This window comes from Rheinheimera maricola (assembly GCF_016918075.2).
In the GTDB taxonomy this organism is placed as follows: Bacteria; Pseudomonadota; Gammaproteobacteria; order Enterobacterales; family Alteromonadaceae; genus Alishewanella; species Alishewanella maricola_A.
In genome coordinates this window covers 512,168-531,737 of sequence record NZ_JAERPS020000002.1, presented here as the reverse complement: position 1 = coordinate 531,737, position 19,570 = coordinate 512,168, and the positions used below count along the sequence as shown (strand labels likewise).

Here is a 19,570-nt window from a genome sequence, read left to right as displayed (position 1 = left end):
ATATGTCGAAGTTTTTTAGGTATTTGAACATGAGCTGGAAAGCCACTCAGCCGCATAATCATTTGCCCTTGTTGCCTCCTGCGGTTGAGCATTTAGAGACCACAAGGGTATTAAAGGCATGTATCACTGCCCGTGCTGCGCTTGCTGAATTAAAGCAGGCTGGGGTGCTGTTACCAAACCAAGGCATGTTAATTAACTTACTTCCCCTTTTGGAAGCGAAAGACAGTTCTGAAATTGAAAATATCGTTACCACAACGGATCGGCTGTTTCAGTATGCGCAGGAAGATGCCGGGGCAGATCTGGCAACCAAGGAGGCTTTGCGCTACAGAACGGCGCTTTATCAGGGCTATATACAGCTTAAAAACAAACCGTTATGCAGCGCCACCGCCATTGAAGTATGCAGTATCCTGAAGCATAGTCAGATGGATATTCGTAAAATGCCGGGTACCGTAATTGCTAATCAAGCCACGGCTGAGGTTATTTATACCCCGCCTGCCGGAGAAAATACCATTCGTGACTTACTGGCTAATTGGGAACAGTTTTTACATACAGAGGACGATATTGATCCTTTAATCAAGATGGCTGTTAGTCATTATCAGTTTGAGGCCATTCACCCATTTTATGACGGCAATGGTCGAACTGGCCGCATTTTGAATGTTTTATATTTACTGCAACAAAACCTGCTGACATTGCCGATTTTATATTTAAGCCGTTATATTGTGCAGAATAAGCAGGATTACTACCGGCTGCTGAACCAGGTAACAAGTGAACAAAACTGGGAAGAATGGCTGCTCTTTATGTTGCTGGGGGTCGAGCAAACAGCGCTTTGGACTTGCGCTAAAATTACGGCGGTCAAAGCTCTGCTTGAATTGACGACAAGCTATATTCAGCAGCAGTTGCCTAAAATTTATAGCTACGAGCTTGTGCAACTGATTTTTGAGCAACCTTATTGCCGTATCAGTACTTTAGTCGACAATGGCATTGCTAAGCGACAAACGGCGTCAGTCTATTTAAAGCAGCTAGTCGAGGTAGGTGTGCTAAACGAGCTTTCCGTTGGCAAAGAGAAGTTGTTTGTACACCCGAAACTAATGCAGCTAATGACGCAAGACAATAACAACATCAGTCCGTACTAGCCGGGGTTATAACGTTAACTTTTTCAACAGAACGTATCAGCATCGCCCGCAATAGCCCCGGGTTGTTACTTAGTCGCGTGCAGTTGCAATAAAGCGGCGTCCAGTTCGCTGCTATGTGGCGGGTTACAGCCGGCTTGGGCGATATTTAAACTGGCGGCTAACATGGCGCGCTGCAGGCACTGTGTCAGTTGTGCGGTGCTGATATCTGCCGCTGTGGGCAGGCCGAGTTTTAACAGTGCTGCCAGTAAATTGGCCCAAAAGGTATCGCCGGCGCCGACAGTGTCAACAAAGGGCGTGGCGGCAATAACCGGCAGGCTGATTTGGTGCTGCTGCCAGTACAGGGTTGCGCCTTTTTCGCCCTCGGTCAGCGCCAGTAGGGCGTGTGGGGCACAAGCACGCAGTGCGCCAAGCGCCTGAGTAAGGTTAAGCTCTGGAAACAACAGTTGTAAGTCTTCGTCGCTGGCTTTAATAAAATGGCTTTGTGCAATCACCTGTAACAGCAGGGCACGATAGGCCACGACATCGGTTACTGCGTTAATGCGTACGTTAATATCTACTGCCAGTTGGACCTGCCTGGCCTGACACGCCGCTATCACCGCCGTTATGCGTTCGCCATCTTGTGGCTCTAACGCCAGTGAACCTAAATGCAGTAGTTTGCAGGCAGAGGGTAAGGCGGCAATTTGTTGCGCCGCGCTGATATCTCTGTCGGCAATACCCTGGCGATACAAGCTGTACTGCGGTTGGCGCTGCGCATTAATGCTAACCATGGCAACAGAAGTAGGCGCGCTGCTGAAAAACGCCGGGCCATAGGCGCCACCGTTGTCGGCCAGATAGCGGGCAAACTGTTGGCCGAAATGATCTTGTGATAATGGCGATATATAGCACACTGCGATAGCTTGCCGCGCCGCCGCAATAGCAACATTAAACGGTGAGCCGCCAAGGCAGGCGCGATACAAGCCATCTGCGCCGGGTAGCATATCAACCACATTCTCTCCAATAACTGCAAGCATGCTGGCTTCCTTTAATGTTACATTGTTAAATACGGCGAAAAGCGGTCGCCATTGATGGCAAAATCATATAACTTAATTGATTAAGAAGATAGTGAAAAACCACTGGCATGATGAGTAAACTAACCCTTAAAAGCGTGGCAAAAACCCTGGGTGTCTCCACGGCAACCATCTCAAACGCCTTTAACCGGCCGGATCAGTTGTCGGTGGCGCTGCGGCAGAAAATACTGCAGGCCTGCCATGAGCTCGGCTATTTTGGCCCGAACAAAGCGGCACAGTCGCTGCGTAAAGGCAGCTCTGGCATCGTGGCGGTAATTTTGTCTGACTCGCTGGAATATATGGTCAGCGATCCGGTGGCCAGCCAGTTTTTGCAGGGCGTAAGCCGCGAGCTGGAACGGCATCAGTTGCATTTGCTGCTGTTTTCCGGTCAGGCCACTAACCTGGAGGCGATCAGCGATTTTGTCGACGGTTTTATTTGCTACGGCGCACCGCGCAATACCGGCTTAGTTGAGCAGCTGCGTCTGTCAAAAAAGCGCGTGTTAACGGTCGATTTTGACTTAGCCGGCCGCCCTTCGGTGAACATCGACAACGAGCAGGCCGCGTTTGACAGCGCCATGGCGGTACTGCGGCCAAAAGATACCGTGGCTGTGTTGGGCTTACGGTTAATTGATGGGGCCAGCAGCCAGCCAGTGGGCGATAAACCGATGTGGGACAACCAAAGCTCGATAGCGCACCGCCGCTTAGACGGTTACCAAAGGGCGATGCAGCAACGCGGCTTAACCTTAGCCGCCGATTATTTATGGCATATTCCCGAGAGTAACCAAACCTACGCCCGTGAAGCGGCCAAAGCGGTACTGGCTATGACACCCAGGCCCACAGTATTGCTGTGTATGAGCGACCTGATTGGCTTAAGTGCAATGCGCGAAGCCTTGCAACTGGGCTTACGTATTCCGCAGGATATCCGTGTGGTCGGCTTTGACGGCATTGAAGAAACGCTGCGCTATCATCCGACATTAACTTCGGTGTGGCAGTTTAGCGATCAAAAGGGCGAGGCCGCCGTCAGGGCGTTTTTAAACCCTGACGACACCACCCTGCAGCTGCCATATGAGCTGCGCCTCGGTGAGAGCAGTTAGTTTACGCTGCGGTACAGCTTACTAAGCGCAAGGCTTTCAGTGGCCTGTCCGGCATGCTGCCAGTGAAGGCTGGCTTCCAGGCTGGCTAAGTCGATAACCAAAGCGGCAGTATGACCCTGATGCTGCCACTGCAATTGATAGCTGGCGTTATGCAGTGTTTGGCTGAAATCGCCGTTAAACGCCTGCAGGCTGCGCCTTAGTGTAATCAACTGGCATAACGCTTTTACCACCGGCTTTTGCAAGGCGTCAGCGACTTTTTCGGCAGTTAAATAAGGCCGGCCGATATCACGGCCGACGCGGCTTTGTTGTAGCAACTCAACATCGTTGGGCATGGCCAGTAAGCCGGCATAATAAATCTGGCTGATGCCCGGGCAAAACAGCTGAATGGCACGCGCCAGCAAATACTGTTGGTCGTTCTGGCCCAGCGCATCATAAAAACTACAATTAACCTGATACAAATCGACATTGTTAGCGGCATTACCGGTGGCCAGTTTTGAACTGCCTTTGCTGTTGGCATGAATGGTTTCTACCAGGCTGTCCAGCTGTGGATCAGTAAGCAAGCCGGGCTGGCCCTGATAATCGGCGGCATCGACAATACCAATGCCATCATGGGTATCCAGTACCGTGATGCAGTTGCGTGGCGCTATATCCAGCCAGTGTTTCAGTGCATCGGCATTGCGGCTGAACAAGGTATGCAGCACCAGTGGCGGCAGGGCAAAGTCGTATACCATGTCACAGCGTTTAGCGATGTCAATTTGGGTTTGATGATAGCCATGAATTTCAACCAGGCACACCATGCCGCGCGCTTTGGCTTGCTCAGATAACGCGGCAATAAATTCAAAGGTTTCCGGCAGCATAAAGCAGCGGGTACCGGCTTTTTTAATGGCATAGCCGGCGGCATCCAGACGGATATATTTTACGCCGTTTTCAGTAAAACGATCCAAAATGGCCTGCAGGTAGGCTTTACCGGCGGCAGAATTAACATCAATATCAATCTGGTTGGCGGTAAAGGTGGTCCAAAACGGGATTTTGCGGCCATCTTTCAGGACGATATCGGTAAAAAACGGTGTCGGCCGTGGCCGGTATACGGCGGCAAGTTGCTCTGCCGCGGCATCTTTGGCAAAGACTTTATCGCGGGTTAAGAACAGCGGCCAGTAGGGTGAGGATTCGCCTTTTTCCATCACATCAACAAACTGCGGCGACTGTGCTGACATATGGTTCACGATCATATCGGCCATAACCGGGTAGTCTGCCGCCAGCGCACGGATATCGGCCCAATTGCCCAACCGGCTGTCTACTGCGGTGTGGTCTGTTGGGTCAAAGCCGGCGTCTTCGCCATCTATCGGCGTATAAAACGGCAGCAAGTGTATGCCATCAAACAAGCCGGCCAGCGGGCCCTGCAGCATAGTGTGTAAGTCTTTGATAGTACCGCCGCTCAGCCGGTCAATGTAGGTTATTAGCTGGATCTGGTTGGCATTGTGTTGACGCGTCATGAAAATAATCCTGAAAAAATATTTGCTTCTTAAACGATTAAGATATAGCTTTAAGCCAACGGACGACTTTGTCAACCCCCGGCCAATAATAAAACCGGTCTGAATGATAAAGCGTAGCGTTCAGATAAGTTTGTTAAGCAAGGTGCGCTTACACCGGCATTAACAAACAACATAAACGGGGAAACACTATGCTTACTACTGATGCGCAGCGTCAGGCTGTCGGGGCAGCCGAAACGTTAGATCGTGCTCAGGCTTTACAGCGCCAGGTGCGCTGGATGACCTACCTGATGTTTTTTGTCTTTGCCATGACCACCGATGCAGTGGGCGTGATCATCCCTGAAGCGATGGCGGAATATCAGTTAACCATGTTTCAGGCCAGCGCCTTTCATTATGTGCCTATGCTGGCGATTGGTTTGGCCGGGTTATTCTTAGGCCGGCTGGCCGATAAATTGGGCCGCAAAAAGCTGATTATCGTCGGTTTAAGCCTGTACGCGGCATCCTGCTATGCCTTTATGGCCGGCAACAGTGCGCTGTTTTTTATCTTATTAATGGGCCTGTGTGGCCTGGCCATTGGTATTTTTAAAACCGCCGCGCTGGCATTAATTGGTGATATCAGCCCTGACAGTCAAAGCCATACCCGCACCATGAACACGGTAGAGGGCTTCTTTGCCATTGGCGCCATTGTTGGCCCGGCGTTAGTGGCGCTGATGATTGCCGCTTCTATCCACTGGACTTCGCTTTACTTACTGGCCGGTTTACTTTGCACCTTGTTAGTGGTGATGTCGGCACGTTTGCCTTATCCGCCGTATCAGGCCGCAGCTGAGCAGGTATCGCTGCGCCGCTCGCTGGCGCTGCTAAAAGACCGCTATGCATTGGGGTTTTCGCTGGCTATAGCGCTGTATGTCAGCTGTGAAGTGGCAATCTTTGTCTGGTTACCTACCATGTTGGCTGACTACGACGGTCGCTGGAGCTTGCTGGCTGCCCAGGCTATTACGGTGTTTTTTATTCTACGCGCGCTGGGGCGCTTTTTGGCGACGGCTATTTTAAGCCGTTTTTGCTGGAGTAGCGTGATGGCGGTCTTTACGCTGTGTATCTTTGCCTGCTTTGCCGCCAGTATGCTCGGTGGTAAAGAGGTGGCGGTATGGCTGATGCCGTTGTCTGGCCTGTTTATGTCGATGATTTACCCCACGCTGAATTCCAAAGGCATCAGCTGCTTTGCCAGGCAGCAGCATGGCGCTGTAGCCGGCTTGTTGCTGGCGTTTACTGCGCTGGCCGCTGCCGTGGCACCGGCGCTAATGGCCGTGCTGGGTGATTGGGCGAACGACGTAACTGCCGGTTTTTATCTGGCAACCCTGTTTTCCGCCTTGCTGGCAATGGCAATGGTATACAACTGGCTGAAACAGCCAGCCAAAGCTAAGCTGGAGCAAATGTCTTCCGGCTAGCTTTTTTATCGCAATAACACTTAAACGATTAAGTCATAAGCAGACTATCCAAAGAATAGATCGCGACTTCAACACGGGAGAAAGACAATGAAACAGTACAATTTGACACCAGGCGCAGTTGCTTTGGCTGTCACGCTGGCGCTAAGCAACGGCGTAGCGCTGGCGCAGCAGGTAGAAACTGATACAAAGGAGCCAGCCGCAGCACAGGCAGACAACGACGGTTTAGGCTTTGAGCGCATCGTGGTTACCGGCGCGGTATCACGTAAGCAAACTGTTATGCAATCCAGTGTGTCGGTTAGCAGCCTGACACTGGATGATATTGCCGTGGCCACGCCACGCAGTACCGCTGAGATTTTCCGTATGCTGCCGGGTGTGCGCAGTGAGGCGACCGGCGGTGAAGGCAATGCCAATATCGCCGTACGCGGCTTGCCGGTAGCGTCCGGCGGCGCTAAGTTTCTTACCCTGCAGGAAGATGGCTTGCCGGTGCTGCAGTTTGGCGATATCGCCTTTGGTAACGCCGATATTTTTCTTCGTGCCGATGCTACTTTGTCGCGGCTGGACGTGATCCGCGGCGGCTCGGCCAGCACCACCGCCAGTAATTCGCCGGGCGGTATTATTAATTTTGTCAGTAAAACCGGCGAAGAAAACGGCGGCAGTATCGCCTTTACCACCGGGCTGGATTACGACAGCTTTCGCACCGATTTTGATTACGGCGGCGATATTAACAGCGATATGCGCTTTCATTTGGGCGGTTTTGTGCGCCAGGGGGAAGGTGTACGTGACCCGGGTTATCAGGGCGAACAAGGTTTTCAGTTAAAGGGTAACCTGACCAAAGAATTTAATACCGGCTATGTGCGGTTGTACTTTAAGCATCTAAATGACAAAGCTACCAGCTATATGCCGATGCCAATGTACGCCGATGGCAGCTCAGTGCCGGGCTATGACGCCGGCTCGGATACGCTGCAATCGGTGTATTTAACCCAAACCGTGCGCTTAAACGGCGATAACCAAATCTCCCGTGGTGATGTGCGCGATGGCATGAACCCGAAAGTAAACAGCGTTGGCGTTGAAGCGGTGTTTGATTTAGCTGAAGGCTGGACGCTGGAAAACCGCTTTCGGGTTAGCGATGTCAGTGGTAATTTTAATACCCCCTTTCCGGCAGAGGTGGGCAATGCGCAAGGTATCGCCGACAGTATCGCCGGTGCCGGCGCTAATTTAACTTATGCGGTAGGGCCCAATTCCGGTGCAGCCTACACCGCAGAAAACGCCATGCGTATTCACACCTTTGACGTTGAAATCGACGATTTCGGCTCTATCGTTAACGACTTAAAGCTGTCACGCCGCTTCGGCGAGGTTGATGTAAATGTAGGTTATTACATGGCCGATCAAAGTATTAGCATGTCCTGGTTATGGAATTCGTATTTAATGGCGTTAAAGGGTAACAATGCAGAGCTGTTAAATGTCACTGCCGCTGATGGTACGGCGTTTTCCGAACAGGGCCTGACGGCTTACGGCGTGCCGTTTTGGGGAAACTGTTGCCAGCGTAACTATGACACCGACTATAGCACCAAAGCACCTTATGCCGGCGTAAGCTGGGCCTATGGTGCTTTATCGCTGGATGCCAGTGTCCGCCGCGATATCGGCAGCGCCTCAGGCAGCTATGCTGGTGCAGTGCAAAGCAGCCGCGATATGAACAGCGACGGCGTTATCAGTCAGGTAGAGCAAAGCGTATCCGGTATCGATCTCGCCAATGCCAGCATTGTGAATTACAGCTGGGGTTACAATTCCTACTCGGCCGGTGCTAACTATCAATTTAATAAAGACTGGGCCATGTTTGGCCGCATCAGCAAAGGTGGCCGCGCCAACGCCGACCGCTTGTTGTTTGGCAAAGTGAATGCCGATGGCAGCGTAGCTAAAGAAGATGCAGTAGATGAAGTGACTCAGTATGAGCTGGGCAGCAAGAGCCGGCATGGCAACTTAAACCTGTTTGCTACCTTGTTTTTTGCCGAAACCGAAGAGCAAAACTTTGAAGCCACCAGTCAGCGTTTCTTTGACCGCACCTACAAGGCGCACGGTATCGAGTTGGAAAGCAGCTACCGCATCGGCGATTTTGATATGCGCGGCTCGGTTACCTGGACCGATGCTGAGATCAGCAAAGATGCGCTAAGCCCGGACGTGGTAGGCAATACACCACGGCGTCAGGCAGATTTTGTCTACAACCTGCTGGCACGCTACTTCTTTGAGCAAGCTCAGGTTGGGGTTAGTTTGATAGGCACTACAGCTGCCTACGCGCAAGATAACAATGACTTAAAATTCAGCGGTTATACTCAGGTCAATGCGTTTGCCAGCTACACCCTGGCAGAAAACCTGACGTTATCGTTAAGCATAAACAACCTGTTTGACGAAATTGGCCTGACAGAAGCCGAAGAAGGCTCAGTGCCGGATAACGGTATTATCCGCGCTCGCACTATTAACGGTCGCAATGCGTCTTTGGGCCTGGCGTATCGTTTCTGATAACAGCTGTGTTTGCTGAAACGGCGGGCCTTGGCCCGCCGTTTTTCTATGCCGCGACGCCAGTCAGACTAACAAGGATTGCAGGATATGCAGTGCCAGCTTTACCTTGGCGCTGTCGCGCGGTATCTGTTTTGTCACTATAGATTGATTAAACGGGTACTGGTATTGCGCCGGTTTGATATAGCGCAGCTGCCGGCTGGCGATATAGGGTTTGGCAATTTCTTCCGGTAAAAAGCCGATATAACCGCCGGATAACAGCAGCGCCAGCCGGGTATCAAACTGATAAGCGCGGGCGCCGGCCTGCAGTTTTTGCAATTGTTTGCGCCCTTCCGGGTTAATGTCTACGCCCGGGTGAATGGCCGGGTATTGTGCCAGTATCTCGTCGTTGATAGCGCTGTCTGCCAGCTTAAATAACGGATGCGTAGCGGCACAGCATAAAAAAATCGGTGTGCTAAATACATGCTGATACTGCAGGCCATCAATCTGGCGGTAGCCGGGCATTAATGCCAAATGCGCCTGATCTTTTAGCAGCGCCAGCTCAATTTGTTGCAGCGGTAATACATCCAATGCCAACTGCAGTTGCGGCGCCTGCTGCTGCAGCGCGGCACAGAGTTTACTTAGCAAGCCCAGCCGTGACTGATCCAGCTGATCGGCGGTTAAAATAACCAGCTCACCGCTTAACGAGTCGGTTAACCCGGCCACCAGCTGGCTAAATTGCTGATGCGCCTGCTCCAGTTGCTGAATAGCGTTATACACCGCCTGGCCTTCCTGCGTTAGTGAAAACCCCTGCCGGCCGCGCTGGCACAAACTGAGCTTCAAACGTTGCTCCAGGTTACTGATATAAATACTGATGGTTGAACGGCCAATATTCAGCTCGGTTTCGGCAGCGGTAAAGCCACCACAGTCGACCACAGTTTGGAAAACACGCAGTAGTTTAATGTCGTGCTGGCTTAAGTTTCTCGGCAATTTGGCCATAGGTTGATAATTTTCAAACTAAGTGTTGAATGTTTGGTATTTAACCTTGTCTGCTAACATGATGCAATAGTGCCACTTAAACGGAGTATGTTATGCAACAGATTTCTGCGAGCGAATTAATTAAAACCGGCTCTTATATCAACGGTAGCTGGTATCAGGCAACTGAGCAGTTTGCCGTGCAAAACCCTGCCAACCAGCACGAGTTGGCAAAAGTGAGTGATGCCAGCGCCGCCGATGCTGAGCAAGCGGTACTGGCGGCAGCTAATGCCTTTGCCGGTTGGGCGGCTAAACCGGCAGCAGAGCGGGCGCAGTTACTGCAAGCCTGGTATCAGCTGATTATGCAGCATCAGCACGATTTAGCCCGTTTGTTAACCCTGGAGCAAGGTAAGCCACTTAGCGAAGCCAAAGGCGAAATTGCTTACGGCGCAGCCTACATACAGTGGTTTGCCGAAGAGGCCAAGCGGCTGTATGGCGATACCATACCGGCGCCCTCCAACGATAAACGCATTATTGTGCAGCGCCAGCCGGTTGGTGTAGTGGCCGCGATAACACCGTGGAATTTCCCCAATGCGATGATAGCGCGTAAAGCAGCGGCAGCGCTGGCAGCCGGCTGTACCTTTGTGGTCAAACCGGCGCAGCAAACGCCATTGTCGGCGCTGGCACTGGCTGAATTAGCCCACCAGGCCGGCATTCCGGGCGGGGTGTTTAATGTGGTGGCCGGCACTGACGCTAAAGGTATTGGCGAGGTATTAACCCGGCATGCCAAGGTAGCCAAATTCAGCTTTACCGGCTCTACTGCCGTGGGTAAGCAACTGTTAAAGCAATGTGCTGACGGCGTAAAACGGGTGTCGATGGAGCTGGGCGGCAACGCACCCTTTATCGTGTTTGACGATGCCGACTTAGATGCGGCGGTACAGGGCCTGATGGCGGCTAAGTTTCGCAACGCCGGCCAAACCTGTGTTTGTGCCAACCGCATTTTAGTGCAGCACAGCGTGTATCAGGCCTTTGCCGATAAACTGGCGATAGCGATGACACAATTAAAGGTAGCGGATGGCTTAACCGATGGCAGCCAAATTGGGCCTTTAATCGACGACAAAGCCGTGGCAAAGGTAACGCAGCTGCAACAGAGCGCGCTGGACGGCGGCGCAAAATTGTTGCTGGGTGGCAGCATGCATGGCGCCGGCAGACAGTTTTTTCAGCCAACCTTAATTAGCGACGTAAACGCCGGTATGGCGATTAGTAAAGAAGAAATCTTCGGCCCGGTGGCAGCGCTAATGGCGTTTGATACTGAGCAAGAAGCGATTGAGCTTGCCAATAGTACCGAATATGGCCTGGCGGCATACTTTTACAGCCGCGATATCGGCCGGGTGTTTCGCGTGGCCCAGGCGCTGCAGTTTGGCATGGTCGGTATTAACGAAGGCATTATTTCCAATGCAGCGGCGCCCTTTGGCGGCGTGAAGCAATCCGGTTATGGCCGCGAAGGCTCTAAATACGGCCTGGATGACTACACCGATATTAAATACCTGTGTTTAGGTGGGCTTTAACAAGGCAATTTTATAAAAAGGCAGTTTTATGACCAATCAGCAGCTACAACAGCGTAAGCAGGCCGTTATTGCGCGCGGCCAGGGTAACTTGTATCCGGTATATGTGCAGCAGGCGAAAAATGCCGAGCTGTGGGACGTCGAGGGCAACCGTTATATCGATTTTGGTACCGGTATAGCGGTGTGCAATACCGGCCATGCCCACCCGAAAGTGGTCGCGGCGGCACAAGCCCAACTGGCACGTTTTAGCCACAGCTGCCTGATGATTAACCCTTATGCTGAAGCGGTAGAGCTGGCAGAAAAACTCACCCGGCTGGCGCCTGGCAGCAGTGCCAAAAAAGCCATTTTTGTCAGCACCGGCGCCGAAGCGGTAGAAAACTGCATTAAAATTGCCCGTGCCCACACCCGCCGGCGTGGCATTATTGCCTTTAATGGTGGTTTTCATGGCCGTACCAATATGACCATGGCACTCACCGGCAAAGTGACACCGTACAAAAACCTGTTTGGGCCTTTTCCGGCCGATGTTTACCATTTGCCGTTTCCGATGGCGCTGCATGGCGTAAGCACCGAGCAATCATTGGCGGCACTGCAAAACCTGTTTAAGGTGGATATAGCGCCGGATGATGTCGCGGCCATTATTATTGAGCCGGTGCAGGGCGAGGGTGGTTTTTATCCGGCGCCCACGGCGCTGCTAAAGGCGCTGCGCCAGCTGTGTGACAAGCATGGCATAGTACTGATTGCCGATGAAATTCAAACTGGCTTTGGCCGCACCGGCAAAATGTTTGCTATGGCACACAGCGGCGTCGAGCCTGACCTTATGACGATGGCCAAAGGCATTGCCGGTGGCTTACCGCTGGCGGCGGTAGTGGGTAAAAGTGAGATAATGGATGCACCCTTGCCGGGCGGGCTGGGCGGCACTTACGGTGGCTCGCCGGTAGCCTGCGCCGCGGCTTTAGCGGTGCTGGAAGTGATTGAACAAGACAAGCTGTGCGTTCAGGCCAATATCATTGGCGAGGCCTTTGCCGCGCGGTTAAATGCGTTGCAGCAGGCATTCCCGGCGCGTATTGCCGAGGTGCGCCAGCTCGGCGCAATGATCGCAGTAGAGTTTATGCAGCAGGGCGAGCCGGATGTGGCCTTAACTCAGCAAATTATTGCTAACGCCAGCAAACACGGCCTAATTTTATTGTCCTGCGGTTTTTACGGCAATGTGCTGCGGTTTTTACCACCACTAACCATTGAAGCCGACGTGCTGCAACAAGGGCTGGATAAGCTGGATGTATTATTATGCTCGGTGTTATCTAAATAAACGCTAACGCCAGCTCAGCGCTTGTCAAACCGCGTCAGGGAAGGCGCGGGTAAGCGGTGCTAGTTCGGTTTGATAATAGCGCCAGCGTGCCACCGAGCTGTTGTACAGCGGCTGGCGGATCTGGCTGGCGCTGCCGGTGGTACTGGCCTGGCGGTTGTGCTGATGAAACTGCAGGCAACGCTCGGTCCAGCTCAGCCCACAATGCTCAAACAGCGCTTTGCTTTGCAGCTCGGGCTGGCTGATTAAGTCTTCATACTGCACGCTATGAATAACCCCCGGCAGCACCTGTTGCCAATGTGCCATCAGCGCCTGATAAGCCTGATAATATTGCGCCAGCTCGTCTAACTGATACGAAAACGGATAGGCATCGGCAAATAAATGTTTGTAAATGGCGTAGCAGTGATCAATAGGGTTACGCTGTACATGAATGATTTTCGCCTGCGGTAAAGCTAGGTGAATTAAGCCAACATAGAGAAAGTTCAGCGGCAGCTTATCGACAAAGTGTGAATAAGCGCCGGTAAGCGGCCGGGTGCTGTCGATATAAGCGCGGCCTAAAGCGGCAAAATCAAGCTGGCTGGTCTGTTGCACCAGCGCGGCTTTATCCAGCTTACGCCCGGCGCTTTGCTGCGCCAAACGGCTTAGCTGGCTGGCAAAATTATTTAGCTCACCGGCCAGTTGCACCTTAGCATCACAGCCCAGCATGCGCTCGGCCAGTGTAGAGCCGGCGCGTGGCATGCTAACAATAAACACCGCTTCGTTATTGCTATAGCCCTGTGACCTGGCTTGGCGGAAAAAATCTGCGTTAAACTGCTGCTGAATAAGCTGCATAACGGCCAGATCATCTGGCAAATTGTAATTAATATGCTGGCGGCGCAGGCTGGCACCGGCTTTTAACTGCGCAAACGACTTTGGATACTGCTGTAAATCTTCCAGTTCTTTGGCCAGCGCATAGTGCAGCTGCACCTGTTGCTTCGGGCTGAGATCGTCGCGTTGCAACATCGCTATTAAACCTTCGCAGTGATGATTGTCTGGTCGTTGTTTACGCAAATTACTGCGTAAATGCCAGGCATCGGTATCACGCGGCTGCAAGGCAATGGCCTGATCCAGCATCTGCTCGGCCTGGTCTAGTTGGCCGCAAAAACGCAGCATGGTAGCGTAGTTGTAATACAGGCTGGCGTTATCTGGCTGCAGCGCCAGTGCCTGTTGATAAAGCGTGGCGGCCTGCTCAAACTGCTGCAACTGGCTGCATTGCAACGCCAGTTCACTGAGAAAATCAGCATCTGAGAGCGGCGCCTGACACAGGCTTTGTGCCAGGGTTAGCGCGGCAGCAGTTTGGCCGCAGCGCTGCAAAAAATGTAACCTGCGCAGTTGCAGTGCGGCTGATGCCGGGCTTATGGTTAATGCCCGCTCAATAGCCTGCAGGGCTTTAGCGGGCTGGGCGCTGTTTTCGGCCAGTACACTTGCCGCCAGCCAGCTGTCAGCCAGTTGTGGAAAGCCGGTTAGCAGCTGTTGCACGCTGCTGCTGGCTGCCGCCGGATTTTTTTGCGCAACGGCATGATAAAAACTATTCAGTAGCTGGGCCGCGTCAGTCATCACTGCTTAACTGTTATTAAGGATAAAAATATACCTTAGCCGGAGCGTGTCGCTGACACAACCCCGGCCAGGTGTTGTAGCTGCCTCAGAACTGATAACTAACACTCAGGCCAACCGTACGAGGCTGGCTGATATAGTCTTTTGATGCATTACCATAAAAGTTTTGCTCCGGTGCGGTGCCCATATAGCCTTCCGACAAGGTGCCGGTAACGCCATCTTCGTTAAACAGATTGCGCACAAACAGCGATAGCGTCCAGTTTTCGGCATACAGGCTAGTGCCGATATTCGCCAGCCAAAAGCTGTCTAAATCGATGGCAAAGTTGGGGTTGCTGCCCAGCGCATTGCGGGACTCAGATTGATAGTATGCACTGGCAGAGCTCACCAGATAATAGCCGCTGCCCAAGTCATAGCTATGGCTTAAACCGGCACTGAGTGTATGTTCGGCCATGCTGGGCAGTTGCTCGCCATCTTTAGCATACACATAGGTACGTGGGTTGGCGGCACTGCCGGCCGGCGCAATTAAATCGGCGGTCAGCTTGGCGTCGACAAAGGTGTAGCCAAAGTTATATTGCAATGCCTCGCTCAGGTAGCCACGCAGCTCAAGCTCCAGCCCCTGTGAGCGTGCCGAGTCGCCGTTAACAGCGGCATAAAAGCCCCAGTTAGGCGTAGGAATATTTAACTGCGGGTCATCCCATTTGGCACTAAACAAGGACACCGAGTAAAAGTGCCGGCCAGTATTGCCCTTAATGCCCAGCTCCATATTCAGCACGCTATCAGAGGCATAATTCAGATAAGCCGGGTTTTCAGCAAAGCCACCGCTTATCGGGACCGCACTGGTACCGCCACGACGATAGCCCTCGGAAAGGGTGGCATACAACATGGTATTGGCTGACCAGTCATAGGCGACGTTTAACTTAAATAAATTGCCGTTGTCTTTTACCTTAGAGCTAACATCTGACGCGCCGGGATACAGTGGCAGCTCGATCACGGTATCGTTATTAATGTCATTGCGAAAATGACGCAGGCCCAGCGTAGTGCGCAGCGTGTCGCTAAGGTGATAAGTCAATTCGCCAAACAACGAGGTGTCTTTGATGCTGCGCTGGTCGCGGTAGTAAAAGTCTTGCTCGCCTAATACGCCGCCCCAACTGGCTAAGGTATCGGCAAAGCCACTGGCCTGTGCCCAGTCAGTAAAGCCTGGCATCAGGCTGTCCTGGCCGGAGCCGGTGTCCTGATCCAGATAAAACAGCCCGACTATCCAGTCCAGCTTTTGTGTGCCGTTGGACACCAGCCGTAGCTCCTGGCTCAGGCCTTTATCCTGATAAAACCGGCTGGCGGTTGCCATTGGCCGTGGTGAGCCACCGTAATAGGATGAAAACCAGCCGTTTTGCGCATAAAAGCCGCTGTTATCACTTACTGAGTTACCCGAGTGATCGTAGCCTGAGGTGCTGGAGGTGGCGGTAGCAAAACCCAGATCCCACTCCATTTCCAGTGCCCAAGCATCAACATCGCGCTCGCTGGGTTCTAACTGCACCGCGCCGTTTTCGTAGTCGTTGTAGCGCTGCTCTGTGCCTGTTACCCAGTTGGTACCGCGGGTAACCTGGCGCCTGGCGCCAATGTTGTCTTGCTGAAACTGATAAGACAGTAAGGCATTAAAGTTGTCAGATGGCTGCCATAGCAGCGCCAGCCGGCCATAGTCAATTTCAACAGTGTCGGCATCTTCTACCGCGGTAAATACCGGGCCGCCGTTGGCAACATCGTTGCCCTGGGCTACCGGTGTACCGGCGGCGTTAAGCTGATACACATTGGCGTAATCTACGATGCCGTCGTTATCTATCCGGCCCAAATAGCCGCGTACAGCCACTGTCTCGCTCAGTGGCATATTCAGCAGCAGGTCGAGGTTTGTATTAACGCCTTCAGAGCCTTCGCTTTGGCTTAATACGCCGGACACTTTGCCGCTAAAGCCGCGTAAATCCGGCCGGTTCATTTTGTAACGTACCGTGCCGGCCAGTGAGCTTGAGCCATACAGTGTGCCTTGCGGGCCGCGCAGTACCTCTACCGCATCGATGTCTTTTAAGACAAAGTTGGCAAACAGCGGGGTGTCGTTCAGGTAGGTTGATACCGTTGGTGCGGCATTTAAAGCAAAGTCGCCGTTGCCGGCCGAGTCGATGTTCATGCCGCGGATAATAATATTGTTGATCACACCAGAATTGCGATAACCGCGATCGACTACGGTGATACCCGACATTTCGCGCATCATATCAACGGCGTCAATAATATGCTTTTCTTCCAGCTGACTGCCGGATATGACGGAAATATTGTACGGCGTTTCTTCCACAGTCTGAGGCCGGCGGCTGGCGGTGACGGTTATGCGCTCAACGCTGGCTTCCGTTTTAGCCGATTCGGCGTCTGCTTGCTGCGCCTGACCGGCATAACTGAACAACAGGGCTGAGCTGACTGCCAGAGCCAGCGGGGCTTTGCTAAAAACATTAGATGTTGATCTGACTGTCATTTTTCTGTTCCCTTGCTGATTTATTATACTTTTGTTCAGAATAGGTAAGACTTGATAAGCTGGTAAGCACCAGTTTAAAAGCTTTCATTGGTCCAGTTTTTACCCGCCGGTTTTTGCAGTGGGCCCAATTGGTCCAGATAGCTTGAGCGCTGCTGCTGATATTGTGGAAACACCACCTTGGTGTCGCGAAAGCTTTTCAGTGGTTGGCCCAGCAGCTGCCAGCCTTGCTCGCGCACCCGGCGTAAATAGGCCAGATCCAGCTGCAGTACTATAATTTCCTGCTCAGCGCCGGCCTGATGCACCACCTCGCCGCCCGGGCCAGCAACAATAGACTGGCCCACGCCCAGTGTGGCGGCAGAATTAATGTCGACCAGATAACACTGGTTCATACAGGCATTGGCGCGCGCCATTGACAGTTCGATATTGCGATCGACAGTGTTTGTTAAGGTAGGGTGTAAGATCACTTCGGCACCTTGCCACACCAGGGCGCGAATGCTCTCGGGAAACCACATATCGTAGCAAATTGACAAGCCAAAACGGCCAACGCCCGGTATGTCGAATACGCTGAATTCTGTGCCGGCACTAACACCTTCTTCATAGGGCAAAAACGGATACACTTTTCGGTAGCGGCAATGTACTTTGCCATCTGGTGCAATAACCGAGCTGGTGTTGTAAATGTGGTCGCCGTCGCGTTCAAACAACGAGCCATTGCATAGCCAGATGCCGGCCTCTACGGCCAGGTCGCAGTATTTTTGCTCGGTGGCGCCGGGTAAGGTTTCGGCAAAGCGCGGCGCCGGACCAAAGGTGCACAGTTCGGGCAGCAGTACCATGTCCAGCGCGCTAAAGCGACGCTTGGCAGCCAGTACCTGCTGGCGGATGACGGCAAAATTGTCCTGATTGGCGCTAAGGGCCAGTTGCAAGCCGGCAATATTAAAGGTGGTCATAGGGTTAACTCCGGTGCAGGCAGCACGCTAAATGCCAGCGCGCTGCTTGTGGCTATTCTGTTAACAGCTTAAGCATGCTGGCAGCTTCTGGGTAGAACCAGTTTGCGGTGAATACAGGAGCCAGTTACTGATGTAACACAAAAAAGGCTGAGTCGACTAACTGGCCGTTACGTAGCCAGTTAATCCGGTTTTGTGCGATATACAGCTCAAAACCCAGCACCTCGGCGTAGGACCAATGTTGCCACTGGCGGTACCAGGTGTCGCCGTCCAGCCACCATTTGCCGGTATCCTGCTTTTCATCGTGGTAGCCTTCGAAGCCTTGCATACTGCCGTCTGCGGCCAGTTTAATGCGATACGGGTCGCCAAATACGGTGCGGCCGATAAACTCGCACTGGCTGGCAAACTGGCGTAGCGCATCGCCGCGCAGGCGTTGGCCGTAGTCAGTTTGCTGCTGCGGCTCGTCGCTATGCTGCTGCCATTGGTGCATCAGTTGCGCCAGTTGGCCAATACCTTCGCGGATTTTCGGCGTCGGAATGCTGCTTACGCCCAGACGAAAATAATGCTGCGGCTTGGTTTTGCCACCGTAAAAGCGGCTGACCGGCTCAATAAGAATACCTATTTTGGCTGCTTCTGCGGCAAAGCGCTGGCTATTCAGGCTGTCGGGGCCCTGGATCCAGCAGGTGCTGCCGCCAACGGTGCGGCTGGTAACAATAGCGGTAGACAAGTAGTGATTTAGCGCTTCCCGCATTTGCTGCCAGCGCTGCGCCAGTTCCTGATTTAGCCGGCGCATGGTTTGATCATAATAACCCAGCGATAAAAACAGCCCCATAATGCGCTGATTATTCGCCGGTGGGTGGCGCGAGATTAAGCTGCGCAGCTGGCGCGCTTTGCGGATCAGTGGCGCCGGTGCCACCATAAAACCGAGCCGTAGCCCGGGCGCTAACACCTTGGAAAAACTAGAGACATACAGCACGCGGCCGCTGCGATCCAGGCTTTTTACCGCCGGGTGCGGCTGGCTGATAAAATTGCTTTCGCACTCATAGTCATCTTCAATAATCAGAAAATTATCGCGTTCGGCGCGCTCAATCAGCTCGGCACGTTTTTGCAGCGACATGGTGACGGCGGTGGGCATTTGGTGGCTGGGCGTTACATACACCACATCTGCCTGCGGCGGAATGTTGTCTACCGCGATGCCGTCCTCGTCTACTTCAACATAGTGTAGTGGCGAATAAGCCAGCTGGGCTAACTGGCGCATGCCCTGGTAACCTGGCTCTTCCATTGCCAGTAAGGTTTGGTTATTCAGCAGCAATTTGCTGAGCAAATACAGGCCCTGCTGTGAGCCCAGGGTAATTAAAATTTCGTCGGCGTTGGCAAAAATACCGCGCCGGGGCAGCACCTTAGTGCGTATTTCTTCTGTAAGTAGCTGGTCGTCATGCTGGCCACTGTCGCTGGCCCAGCTTTTAATTTCGCCGACATTCAAGCTGAGCTTAGAACACTCGCGCCACTGGTTTACCGGAAACAGTGAAGGGTCGAACTGGCCATCAATAAACGGATACGGATATTGCTGCCAGTTATGCGGGTAGGGTGGTGGGCTGCTTTCCAGCCGTTGCTCGGTCAGCAGCTTGTCCCACGGATACTGATTGGTGTCGGCCGCGGTGCTCTGGGTGCTGACTGCTGGTTGCTCAAATAGCTGCTCGCTAACATAAATGCCGCTACGCTCACGGCTGAGTAAATACCCTTCATCGATAAGCTGTTGGTAAGCATGCACCACGGTGTTGCGGGCAATGCCCAGTTGTTCCGCAAGTTTGCGTGACGACGGCATTTTACTGCCGGCGGCAAAATAACCGCTGACAATGGCGCTGATCAGCTTTTGCATCAATTGCTGCTGTAAATTAGTACTGCCGCTGGCATCAAGCACAAACAGATGCTGCATATTAATGTCTTATTATTTTACTGCAGGTAAAACCAGCATAAAGCTGC

Annotated in this window: 13 protein-coding genes; 6 read left to right on the top strand and 7 right to left on the bottom strand. The window is 52.7% G+C overall.

All coding sequences use genetic code 11. The features are described from left to right. Window positions 1-29 precede the first annotated feature (29 nt). Window positions 30-1,133: a protein adenylyltransferase Fic gene (gene fic, locus I4W93_RS08110; RefSeq protein ID WP_205309727.1), complete on the top strand. Its 1,104-nt coding sequence runs from the start codon at window positions 30-32 to the stop codon at window positions 1,131-1,133. 65 nt (window positions 1,134-1,198) lie between these two features. Here fic and I4W93_RS08105 read toward each other — a convergent pair whose 3' ends face one another. Further along, on the bottom strand, window positions 1,199-2,143 hold the full coding sequence (locus tag I4W93_RS08105; RefSeq protein ID WP_205309726.1) for a PfkB family carbohydrate kinase: 945 nt from the start codon (window positions 2,141-2,143) through the stop codon (window positions 1,199-1,201). A 107-nt stretch (window positions 2,144-2,250) separates the two neighbouring features. Between I4W93_RS08105 and I4W93_RS08100 the strand changes: the two genes are divergently transcribed. Next, complete coding sequence (locus I4W93_RS08100) at window positions 2,251-3,273, top strand: LacI family DNA-binding transcriptional regulator (protein ID WP_224673330.1); 1,023 nt, start codon at window positions 2,251-2,253, stop codon at window positions 3,271-3,273. Here I4W93_RS08100 and gtfA read toward each other — a convergent pair. Next, window positions 3,270-4,766: a sucrose phosphorylase gene (gene gtfA, locus I4W93_RS08095; protein ID WP_205309725.1), complete on the bottom strand. Its 1,497-nt coding sequence runs from the start codon at window positions 4,764-4,766 to the stop codon at window positions 3,270-3,272. The genes I4W93_RS08100 and gtfA overlap by 4 nt on opposite strands. 188 nt (window positions 4,767-4,954) lie before the next feature. Here gtfA and I4W93_RS08090 point away from each other — a divergent pair, with 188 nt between their 5' ends. Both I4W93_RS08090 and I4W93_RS08085 read left to right on the top strand, forming a co-directional pair. Then, a complete protein-coding gene (locus I4W93_RS08090; RefSeq protein WP_205309724.1) occupies window positions 4,955-6,208 on the top strand; it encodes an MFS transporter in 1,254 nt (417 codons plus the stop codon). Between the two features lie 87 nt (window positions 6,209-6,295). Beyond that, a complete protein-coding gene (locus I4W93_RS08085; RefSeq protein ID WP_205309723.1) occupies window positions 6,296-8,722 on the top strand; it encodes a TonB-dependent receptor domain-containing protein in 2,427 nt (808 codons plus the stop codon). A 63-nt stretch (window positions 8,723-8,785) separates the two neighbouring features. Here I4W93_RS08085 and I4W93_RS08080 read toward each other — a convergent pair whose 3' ends face one another. After that, window positions 8,786-9,697 (bottom strand): LysR family transcriptional regulator, encoded by a 912-nt coding sequence (locus I4W93_RS08080; RefSeq protein WP_205309722.1) that lies wholly within the window; start codon window positions 9,695-9,697, stop codon window positions 8,786-8,788. Between the two features lie 92 nt (window positions 9,698-9,789). On the opposite strand from I4W93_RS08080, the gene I4W93_RS08075 reads away from it, so the two are divergent. Both I4W93_RS08075 and gabT read left to right on the top strand, forming a co-directional pair. Continuing rightward, window positions 9,790-11,241, top strand: coding sequence for an NAD-dependent succinate-semialdehyde dehydrogenase (locus I4W93_RS08075; protein WP_205309721.1), 1,452 nt, complete (start codon window positions 9,790-9,792; stop codon window positions 11,239-11,241). A gap of 28 nt (window positions 11,242-11,269) precedes the next feature. Next, window positions 11,270-12,544 (top strand): 4-aminobutyrate--2-oxoglutarate transaminase, encoded by a 1,275-nt coding sequence (gene gabT, locus I4W93_RS08070; protein ID WP_205309720.1) that lies wholly within the window; start codon window positions 11,270-11,272, stop codon window positions 12,542-12,544. A gap of 24 nt (window positions 12,545-12,568) precedes the next feature. On the opposite strand, the gene I4W93_RS08065 is transcribed toward gabT, so the two are convergent. The 4 genes from I4W93_RS08065 to pdxR form a co-directional block, all read right to left on the bottom strand. After that, window positions 12,569-14,137 carry a tetratricopeptide repeat-containing sulfotransferase family protein gene (locus I4W93_RS08065; RefSeq protein ID WP_205309719.1) on the bottom strand — a complete coding sequence of 523 codons (1,569 nt, stop codon included), beginning with the start codon at window positions 14,135-14,137 and terminating at the stop codon, window positions 12,569-12,571. Window positions 14,138-14,222: 85 nt separating this feature from the next. Next, window positions 14,223-16,646 (bottom strand): TonB-dependent receptor, encoded by a 2,424-nt coding sequence (locus I4W93_RS08060; RefSeq protein ID WP_205309718.1) that lies wholly within the window; start codon window positions 16,644-16,646, stop codon window positions 14,223-14,225. A 74-nt stretch (window positions 16,647-16,720) separates the two neighbouring features. Continuing rightward, the gene (locus tag I4W93_RS08055) at window positions 16,721-17,590 is read right to left on the bottom strand and encodes a carbon-nitrogen hydrolase family protein (RefSeq protein WP_205309717.1); all 870 of its coding nucleotides are present in this window, start codon (window positions 17,588-17,590) and stop codon (window positions 16,721-16,723) included. A gap of 124 nt (window positions 17,591-17,714) precedes the next feature. Continuing rightward, entirely contained in the window at window positions 17,715-19,523 is a 1,809-nt protein-coding gene (pdxR, locus tag I4W93_RS08050) for a MocR-like pyridoxine biosynthesis transcription factor PdxR (protein WP_205309716.1), read from the bottom strand. Window positions 19,524-19,570: the final 47 nt, after the last annotated feature.